Below are 7,484 nucleotides of genomic sequence, written 5' to 3' on the forward strand. Positions count from 1 at the left end.
CGATGATAGAGAAGGAGGCACAGCCTATGAATTCAGAGAAAAATGGACTCGTCAAAAGTTTTATGCGCCAATGGCAATTGCAAAGCATGGTCATTCCAGGCATCGTCTGGATGTTCATCTTCTGCTATATTCCGATGATCTGGCTGATCATTGCTTTTATGGACTATAACATTGCGAAGCCGCTGCTGGAATCGCCCTTTGTGGGGCTGAAGCATTTTCATGACTTTGCAACCGATGACCGCTTTTGGCGTTCTATTCGCAATACACTTGGGATGAGCTCGATCAAGCTGGTGCTCGGATTTCCGATTCCGATTTTATTCGCCCTGATGCTCAACGAAATACGCAGCTTGCGTTTCAAGCGCACGGTGCAGACGATCTCGTATCTGCCGCACTTTATTGCCTGGACGATTTTCGGCGGCATCATGCTGAACTGGCTTGGCGAGGGCGGAGTGATCAATCAATTAATGATGGGGCTGGGACTTCAGGATCGGGAGATTCTGTTCAACAGTGATGCGAAATATTTCTGGTGGATCACCTTCTTCTCCGACACGCTTAAGGAGACAGGGTGGAGCGCCATTATTTACATAGCTGCTATCTCCGGCATTGATCCCGGATTGTATGAAGCGGCGGAACTGGACGGAGCCAACCGCTGGCAGCGGATGTGGCACATTACCGTGCAGAGTATCCGGCCGACCATCGCGATTCTGTTTATTCTGGCCGTCAGCGGATTGCTTGGCAGTAACTTCGAGCAGATCTTTATGCTGAAGAACAATATGAACATGAAGATGGCGGAGAGCATCGACCTCTACATCTACAACATGGGCTTGGTATCCGGGCGCTACTCCTTCTCAACAGCTGCCTTGTTCGCTCGCTCGATTGTAGCGCTAGGCCTGCTGTTCCTGGCTAACTTCTCATCGAAAAAATTAAATGGCGAGGGCATTTTCTAAGAAAGGGGGCAGATACCTATGGGCAAATACAGAGGCTTGAGACGCATCGGAATATTCGATATCTGCAATACCCTGCTTATGCTGGCGGTGTGCTTCGTTACGCTCTACCCGATGTACTTCGTGTTTATTAACTCGCTCAATGCACCGGAGCAAGCCATTCTTGGGACGGTCAACTGGTACCCGAAGGCCGTCTCGCTGGACAGCTACCGCGTCGTATTTGATGACGATAACCTGATGAACGGGTTCCTGATTACGACGCTCCGAACGGTGATCGGAACTGTTGTGCACGTGCTCTTTACCGCGATTGTAGCCTACGGAATGAGCAAGACAAACCTGATTGGCCGCAAGATTTATATGAAAATCGCGTTGATCACGATGCTGTTCTCCGGCGGTCTCATTCCTACGTTTATTTTGATGACCAAGCTGGGGCTGTATGATAACTTCCTTGTTTTCATCATCCCGGCCATGTACACCTTCTTCGATATGGTTATCTTTATGAGTTTCTTCCGCACCATTCCCGAGGGGCTGGAGGAATCGGCCAAGGTGGACGGCGCTTCCGATTACGGTGTTTTCTTCCGGATTGTGCTGCCGAACAGTATGGCGGTTATCGCTACAATTGCCCTGTTTGCAGCCGTCTATCACTGGAACGACTACTATCAAGGCGTCCTGTACATCCGCTCGCAGGATAAGCTTCCGCTCCAGACAATGTTGTACAAGATTATTGCAGAGAACTCGATGTCGTTCATGCAGCAGCAAGCCATGGCTCAGTTTGGGGCCAAGCTGCCGGGCAACTCGATCAAGTTCGCCTCCATGATGGTGGCTACGCTTCCGATCCTGGCCTTCTATCCTTTCATTCAGCGCTATCTGGTCAAAGGCGTCATGATTGGAGCTATTAAAGGGTAAGTCTCATCCGCCTGAAAGACCATGCTCAAATACTATCTTTTACAGAGGTAGTTCAAAAAGTCATCTTGGATCACGAAGTGGTTCAAGAGGTTGATTCGGCATCGAATCTTGCGTTCACCTTGAAGTCCAAGCGGATGCTTACGAGGGATGCTTCCTTTGGAAGTATTTCGCTCATGTAGGGTTCACCTACACTCGGCTCCTCCTTCTCCGGGTTCACGTAACCTTCTCGGTGCTGAAAAGTTGACTTTTGAACACGCACTTACAGGCGGATGATTGAAATAATGCACCAATGTACCAAAATCCAAAAGAGATACAAGAAAGGATGATGAGGAAATGAAACGCAATTTGAAGCAAAGCATGGCCATCATTATGGCTATGGTCCTCATGCTGGGTCTAGCTGCATGCTCTGGAAGTAACAACAACGCCAAATCGACGAACACCCCTGCAAACAATACGCAAAACACGGAGATACCGGCAGTTACGCTGAATCCGGATGAGGCTGCCTGGAAGCTGGACACCAGCCCGGTAGACCTGACCTGGTTCGTAGGCGCTTCCTGGTATGGACGCACTTGGGGAGAAAGCTTGAACTCCAAGTATATCTCGGAGAAGACAGGCGTAAATGTAAAGATCGAAGTGCCATCGGGTGAGGCGAATGAGCAAATTACTCTGATGATGACCTCCGGAAAGCTGCCGGATATCATTAGCATGGGTTCTTGGGAAACCGCTGTCAAAAAGCTGTGGGAAGGCGACCATGTGTATGCGCTGAACGAGTTGGCCGATCAATATGATCCGTACTTCTACAAGGTGGCTGGTGACGGTACGCTTAAATGGTATAAGCAAGAGAATGGCAATACCTATGGCATTCCGAACGACTCCTATAGCCCGAATCTGATGCATGAGACGGGTATGACGGCAGCGAACCAGACCTTCCTGGTACGTAAGGATCTGTACGAAGACATGGGCAGTCCGGATCTGACGACACCGGAAGGCTTCCTGGGCGCATTGCAGCTCTTGAAGGATCAATATTCTGAGTACAAAGGACAGCCGATGAGCCCATTTTTCGCTCAAGGGAACGTGCCTTACGGGATGACGGAATATTTGCAGAACCTGCTTGCCGTACCGCATGAGAAAGACGGTAAAGTCTATGACCGTATTACAGACCCGGATTATGTCACTTGGTTGAAGACCTTCCGCACAGCTTACGAGCGCGGATTGATTAATGTAGACTTCCTCGTAGATTCCGATACGCAAGTGGAAGAGAAGACGAATAATGCCCGTTACTTCATGATGGTACGGGAGTGGACGGGAATGACGGCTGTCAATCCGATGCTGGCAGCCAGCGACAATCCGGATTCCTACTATATAGCTGTAGATGGGCCACAGAACAGCAATGGAGATACAGCCAAGCTGTTCCCTGGCAACATGGATGGCTGGATGGTTACGATGATCAGCAAATCCTGTGAAAACCCTGAGCGTGCAATCCGCTTCCTGACATACCTGGCGAGCGAAGAAGGGCAGAAGGATCTGTTCCTGGGTCAAGAAGGCGAGACTTGGGAGACAGTTGACGGCAAGCCGCAGCTCAAGCCGGAGATGCAGCAATTGCTCGAGAACGACATAGAGAAGCTGGAAAAAGAAGTCGGCATTATGGATACGTACTGGATGATGCGTAACCCGGTTATCGTGAACCAATGGAGACCGGAGAAAGCGCCTGTTATTAAGCAAATGGAAGACTTTGCGAACGGTCAAGCCGACATTGACGGCGGGATCTATAAGGGTCTTGATCCGTTGGGCGACTCGGATGTAGCCGTATCCTTTGCCCGTATTTCGCAGAACTGGGAGGAAGTGCTGCCCGAGTTGATTACCGCGAAGGATGAGGCGGCATTCGACAAGATCTTCGAGAACTTCCAAGCCCGTCGCGATGCCTATGGCTTCGAGCAAGTGATGGAATTCCGTCAGGCCGAGCTGGATGTACGGAAAGCGAAGATGGCTGAATAAAATTTAAATAGCAGAACCGGGCTGCCGGTCACCAATAAGGTGACCGGTATCCCTGCTTTTCCTTAATATCTGCCGGCCCGATTGTAATATATGGTATATTACAAACGTAGGGAGGCAATGGGATGATGGTCTTGCTGAAGAAGATGAGGAAGATTTACCGCAATTCCCGTATTACACAAAAGCTGTTCCTGGCTTTTAGCATCCTGATCGCGGTTCCTGCCATTATCGTATCCTTTCTGTTCATCCGGATTCAGGAGAATCAGCTCTATAAGGATGCGATGGCAAACGGCAGCAGCCATGTGACCAAAATCAACGAAAAGCTGCGCAGTAAAATGAACATCATTGAAAACGCTTCCTCCACTGCGCTGACACAGAAGGCCTTTATTGATTTTATCCATTCTAATATGCGCTCGGATGGCTTGGGACTAGTAAGGTTTAGACAAAATCAATATGAGCAAATGCATAATATCATTCAAAGCAACGAAATGATCAGCCAGCTAAGCTTCTATGTGGACAATCCGAATCTGCATGAGATTTGGCCGGAAATCTATCAGTATGACAAGTTCTTCCCGCAGGATTATTGGGAGACGCTGCGGGATGAAGGCGGTGCGGCCTACCGGATTTTTGCGTTCCAAAATGGGGAGCACACGCTATCTTACTATCGGCTGGTCCGGCTACAGGGGGGGCAGCAAAAGCGGCCCACCATTATGGAGATTCGCACCTCGCACAGTGCATTTTTCAGCGATTTATTGGAAGAGACCGAGGGGGATTTCTTTTCCGTGGTGATGGAAGGAACAAGTCCCTCGCGATATGTATATAATCCGAAGCATTCTTTCGCCCAGACAGCCGGAGAGAATCTGGATGATATCCTTGCCAGTGTCCACCGGTACCTGGATCCGCTTGATCAGGACAATCCGGTTCAGGTCAAGGCCGGAGATCACCTCTATTACGCGGTATACCGCTATATCTCTCCGCTGGACGCCTATGTGGTGGATATCGCCTCCCATCAGGCACTGATGGAAGGTCCGCGGAGCTGGTATGTGCTCGTCGTAACGATTACGTTGTGCGTGCTGCTGCTTATGATGGTGCTGGTCTCGCAGATGACCCATCGTTTGTTCCGCCGATTGGACAGCGTGCTGTCCTCGATGAGACAGGTGCGAAAGGGGCAGCTTGACGCGAAGATCGACACCGGTTTAGAAGCCGATGAGACCGGCGATGAGATTGATGAAGTCGCGGTGACCTACAACAAGATGCTGGATGAGATTCAAGGCTTAATGACTCAGGTAGTGGATAAGCAACTGATTGCCAAGAACGCGCAGCTCCATTCGCTTCATTCGCAGATCAACTCGCACTTTCTGTATAATGCGCTGGAGGCAATCCGGATGAAGGCGGAGATTCAGCAGCAGGCTGCGATTGCAGATGCGGTTGTATCGCTCGGAGCCCTGCTTCGCTACAGCATGAAGTGGAACGGGGATACTGTCGCGCTTCGGGAGGAATTGGACAATATCCAGAGTTATGTTCAATTTATTAACTTTATGGAGGGCAGCAGCTTTGCTCTGACGGCGGAGTTTCCTCAAGAGGTGCTGCGGTATGCGATTCCGAAAATGTGCATGCAGCCAATCGTCGAGAATATCATTCATCATGCGGCACCTCAGAGGAAAAATGTACGCATCCAGATTACGGTATGGGTAGAACAGAATCATTTGCTGTTTATTGAGATTTTTGATGACGGGATTGGTGTCGATCCGGGAACCTTGGCTGCGCTGCAAGCGGCCTTGAAGGGGGATTCGGATACGCCGATTGTTGCCAGCAAGAACGGTTTGGGGCTGGAAAATGTTCATAAACGCTTGCAGCTTCATTATGGCAAGGACTGCGGTCTTTGGATTGACAGCGTGCAGGGCTCCTATACCTGTGTAACGATCCGTTTGCCATGGGAAAACGTGAATCTGGGGGGATGGTAGAGAATGATGAATATTTTGATTGTGGATGATCAAAAGAATATTCGTGACGGACTACAGGCGATGCTGCACCAGTTCCCTATGCAGATGGATCATATTTTCTGCGCCGTGAATGGAATTGAAGCACTGCAGATTTTGCGGGAGCAGAGCATCCAGCTTGTGATTACAGATATTCGGATGCCTGATATGGATGGTTTGACACTCATGAGTCGAACCAAGGAGGAGCGCATCAGTGTCGATTATCTGATCATCAGCGGATATAGCGACTTTGCCTATGCCCAGAAGGCCATCGCTTTGGGCGCCAAGGGCTATCTGCTGAAGCCGGTAAAGCGGGAGGATCTGCAATCAGCGGTAGAGCATGTCATGCAAGAGGTTCGAACCCGTCAGGCGCTCTCGCAAAATATGAAGCATTTATCCCGTCGTGCCCGGGAGACCGATCGCAAGGAGCTGCGCATGTTCATGCAGGGGGCAGCTACCGACGAGACCTGGATTCAACAGACCGAGCAGCATCATTCAGAGCTGTGGCGCAATTATCGCCTGTGCCTGCTGCGGGAAGATCTTCTGATTAATAAACCGGGTGCTGTCAGCTCCCACAGCTTGGAATCGATCGCTTATGAGGTCTATGGCAAGAGCGGCTGCATCTGTCTTCAATACCGGCCTCAATTCATTCTGGCCGTGGATGCCTCGATTAGCACGGAAGTACTGCCTGCGATGTTGAAGGAGCAGCAGATGGGAGCTATTATGGTAATGACCGATCCCCAGCAGGGACTGGCCGAGCTCCCTAACAGCTATGAGCAGGTGATGGAGCTGTATCATCATAGCTACCTGTTTCCGGATCGGCATTGCCTCCTGCCGGCACATATTGCCGGTCTAGAGCAGCAATGGGAGCTCCCCCATGAAGAGATTTATATGCTGTTCCACTTAATTGGTACACAAAATAGCGGCAAAATGACCGAGGGCATCTCCCGGCTATTCCACAAGGATGTGCTGCAGCGTTATCACATCCGCTACACCCAGCAGCTATGCCGTGCTATGGTACAAATGCTGGAGGAATATGAACGTGTGATTCGTCCTTATATGGGAGAAGAAGCCTTGGACATGGAATGCCTGCGGAACTTGTTCGACTATCCGGGCATTCGGGACTATATCCAGGCTTTGCAGCAGCAAATGCTTCGGCTGAACCAGTTCTATTATGAATTTAAGTGCAGCTATCGAAATACCCAGGACTTAAACGAGGCTATCCGGTATATCCATGAAAATTACCACAAGCCGCTGGATCTGGCGATGGTCTCCAACCATGTGTCCTTGAACTACGCCTACTTTTCAAATTTGTTCAAGAAGAACATCGGCAAGGGATTTGCCGAATATCTGCGCGATGTCCGTCTGGATAAGGCCCGGAAGCTGCTTGCAGAGACTGAACACAAGATAATCGAGGTATCTGCTATGGTGGGCTATGAGAGCTACAAGAGCTTTACCCGGGCATTCCGTGAGGTCATGGGGATGCAGCCGACCGAGTACCGGCAGCGGATGCGGAGAAAGCCCGGGGAGGAAAAGAGCCGGGATACCGCTCTATAACATGAAGAAATAGAAACAGCCCGTCGCTGATCGGATGAACTGTGACCCGGTTTGTGGACTCTGATTAAAAGCAGCCTTTTATTTAGCAGGCCAAGAGATGACTCCT

General features: G+C 50.2%; 5 protein-coding genes. All 5 read left to right on the forward strand.

Annotated features, from left to right (window positions below):
* The first annotated feature begins 26 nt into the window (after window positions 1-26).
* The 5 genes from KQJ23_RS19590 (at window position 27) to KQJ23_RS19610 (ending at window position 7,378) form a co-directional block, all read left to right on the forward strand.
* Window positions 27-947 carry an ABC transporter permease gene (locus KQJ23_RS19590; protein WP_216480597.1) on the forward strand — a complete coding sequence of 307 codons (921 nt, stop codon included), beginning with the start codon at window positions 27-29 and terminating at the stop codon, window positions 945-947.
* A gap of 18 nt (window positions 948-965) precedes the next feature.
* Window positions 966-1,850, forward strand: coding sequence for a carbohydrate ABC transporter permease (locus KQJ23_RS19595; protein WP_044481385.1), 885 nt, complete (start codon window positions 966-968; stop codon window positions 1,848-1,850).
* A 333-nt stretch (window positions 1,851-2,183) separates the two neighbouring features.
* A complete protein-coding gene (locus KQJ23_RS19600; protein WP_216480598.1) occupies window positions 2,184-3,845 on the forward strand; it encodes an extracellular solute-binding protein in 1,662 nt (553 codons plus the stop codon).
* A 122-nt stretch (window positions 3,846-3,967) separates the two neighbouring features.
* Entirely contained in the window at window positions 3,968-5,806 is a 1,839-nt protein-coding gene (locus KQJ23_RS19605) for a sensor histidine kinase (RefSeq protein WP_216480600.1), read from the forward strand.
* A 3-nt stretch (window positions 5,807-5,809) separates the two neighbouring features.
* Entirely contained in the window at window positions 5,810-7,378 is a 1,569-nt protein-coding gene (locus KQJ23_RS19610; protein ID WP_216480602.1) for a response regulator, read from the forward strand.
* Window positions 7,379-7,484 lie beyond the last annotated feature (106 nt).

Source organism: Paenibacillus brevis, from assembly GCF_018919145.1.
Lineage (GTDB): Bacteria > Bacillota > Bacilli > Paenibacillales > Paenibacillaceae > Fontibacillus > Fontibacillus brevis.

Bases quoted from the DNA above. Each gene is read 5' to 3' on its own strand.
- KQJ23_RS19590 (WP_216480597.1), top strand. From the start codon at position 27: ATGAATTCAGAGAAAAATGGACTCGTCAAAAGTTTTATGCGCCAATGG.
- KQJ23_RS19595 (WP_044481385.1), top strand. From the start codon at position 966: ATGGGCAAATACAGAGGCTTGAGACGCATCGGAATATTCGATATCTGC.
- KQJ23_RS19600 (WP_216480598.1), top strand. From the start codon at position 2,184: ATGAAACGCAATTTGAAGCAAAGCATGGCCATCATTATGGCTATGGTC.
- KQJ23_RS19605 (WP_216480600.1), top strand. From the start codon at position 3,968: ATGATGGTCTTGCTGAAGAAGATGAGGAAGATTTACCGCAATTCCCGT.
- KQJ23_RS19610 (WP_216480602.1), top strand. From the start codon at position 5,810: ATGATGAATATTTTGATTGTGGATGATCAAAAGAATATTCGTGACGGA.